General features: G+C 74.0%; 1 protein-coding gene and 1 pseudogene. One reads left to right on the forward strand and one right to left on the reverse strand.

Going from position 1 to position 1,688, the window contains the following annotated elements; genetic code table 11:
* Positions 1-234 (reverse strand): annotated as a pseudogene (locus tag GTW40_RS01585) (hypothetical protein); the annotation flags it as partial.
* Positions 235-461: 227 nt separating this feature from the next.
* On the opposite strand from GTW40_RS01585, the gene GTW40_RS01590 reads away from it, so the two are divergent.
* Positions 462-1,688, forward strand: a 1,227-nt coding sequence (locus tag GTW40_RS01590; RefSeq protein ID WP_161178331.1) for a glycosyltransferase 87 family protein, incomplete at its 3' end; no start/stop codon positions are given.

Below are 1,688 nucleotides of genomic sequence, written 5' to 3' on the forward strand. Positions count from 1 at the left end.
CGCCGCCGCCGCGCACACCGACGGCAGCCGCAGGAACACCTCGTCGGCGCGGACGGCGAGGACTGCGTGCATGAGCAGGTAGTAGAGGCCGTGCACGGCGTCCACGCTGTGCAGCAGCCGCCAGATGTCCGGCACACCGCGCCGCGCGACCTGGAAGGTGACGGCCTCGTCCCGCCACATCCCGCCCCGGTCCACACCCCACAGCCCGACCGCGAGCATCACCGCCGCGGGCACGACCGCGGCGGCGACCCGCGCGAGGCGCCCGGGCGCCCGGGCGGTCGCCCGTTCCGCCGCCCGCACCGGTACGGCAGCCGTTTCTCCAGCCGCCTCGAACGGCTGAGGTTCCACAAGAGGCCCGACGTTCACCACGGCCCGATCTTTTGCGATTAGCCAACCTTTTATGACCATTGACGGCGTATCGGCACGGATACACCATCCGCGCGGATTACGCTCCCCCCTCGATGAAGCGCCCTCGTGTCACCCCCGGACCGGTCCCCACCCTCGCTGCGGCGTGGCTCGCCACCCGCGCCCTGATGCTATGGCTGCTGACGCGTTCCGCAGAACCTTGGCTGGGCGGCGGCTCGGTGACGCGCGAGGTGTCGCGGCTGTATTTCCACTGGTACGGCGTGCTGTCCAACGGCGCGTTCCCCACCCAGGACACGATGTGGCAGTACCCGCCGGGGGCCGGTCCGGTGCTGCTGGCCCCTGGCGCGCTGCCCGGACTCGACTACCTCCAGGGGTTCGTGACCCTGGTGCTCGTCACGGACGCGCTGATCACGGTACTGCTGGTGGCCGCCGCCCGGCGCCCCGGCCGGAGCCTGAGGGGCGCGGCCCTGTGGACCGGCGGGCTGCCCCTGCTGCTGCACATCCCGCTCGCCCGCTACGACGTCCAGGTCACCGCGCTCGCCGTGCTCTGTCTGCTGGCGCTGGGCCGTTCCCCGCGCCTCGGCGGCGTGTTCGGGGCGCTGGGCGCGCTGGTGAAGGTGTGGCCCGCGCTCGCGCTGCTCGGTGTGCCGAGGGGACGGGCCACCCGGACAGCGTGGACCTGGTCGCTCGGCGCCGGATGCGCGGCCCTCGCTCTGCTCGCGGTCCTCTTCAGCGACCCGCTCTCCTTCCTGGGCGAGCAGGGCGGCCGGGGCGTGCAGATCGAGTCGCTCGGCGGCACCCTGCTGAACCTGGCCCGGCACGCGGGCTGGCCCGGTCTGGTCCGCTACCAGTACGGCGCGACGGAGCTGGTCGGCCCCGGGGTGCGGACCGTCGCCAGGATCTCGCTGGCGCTCACGGCGGCCGTGTTCGGGCTGCTGGTGCTGTGGCGGCTGCGGGCCCGGCGCTGGAACCCGGCCACGCCGTACGACACCGCGCTCACGGCCGTGCTGCTGTTCACGGTGACCAGTCGGGTGATCAGCCCGCAGTACCTCGTCTGGCTGCTCGGTCTCGCCGCCGTGTGTCTGACCTCCCGGCACACCTCCCAGCGCCCGGTGGCGGTGCTGGTCCTCGCGGCGACCGCGCTGAGCAGCCTGGTCTTCCCGGTCTTCTACGGCGAGGTGACCGGCGGAAGCTGGACCGGCGGCCTGCTGGCGCTGGCCCGCGTCGGACTGCTGGTGGCCGCCGCGGCGTGGTCCTTCGTCCGGCTGTGGCGCTCCACGCGCCCGACGCCCCGGCCGCCCGTGCCGACGCCCGCCCCCGCG

This window comes from Streptomyces sp. SID4985 (assembly GCF_009863025.1).
GTDB lineage: Bacteria > Actinomycetota > Actinomycetes > Streptomycetales > Streptomycetaceae > Streptomyces.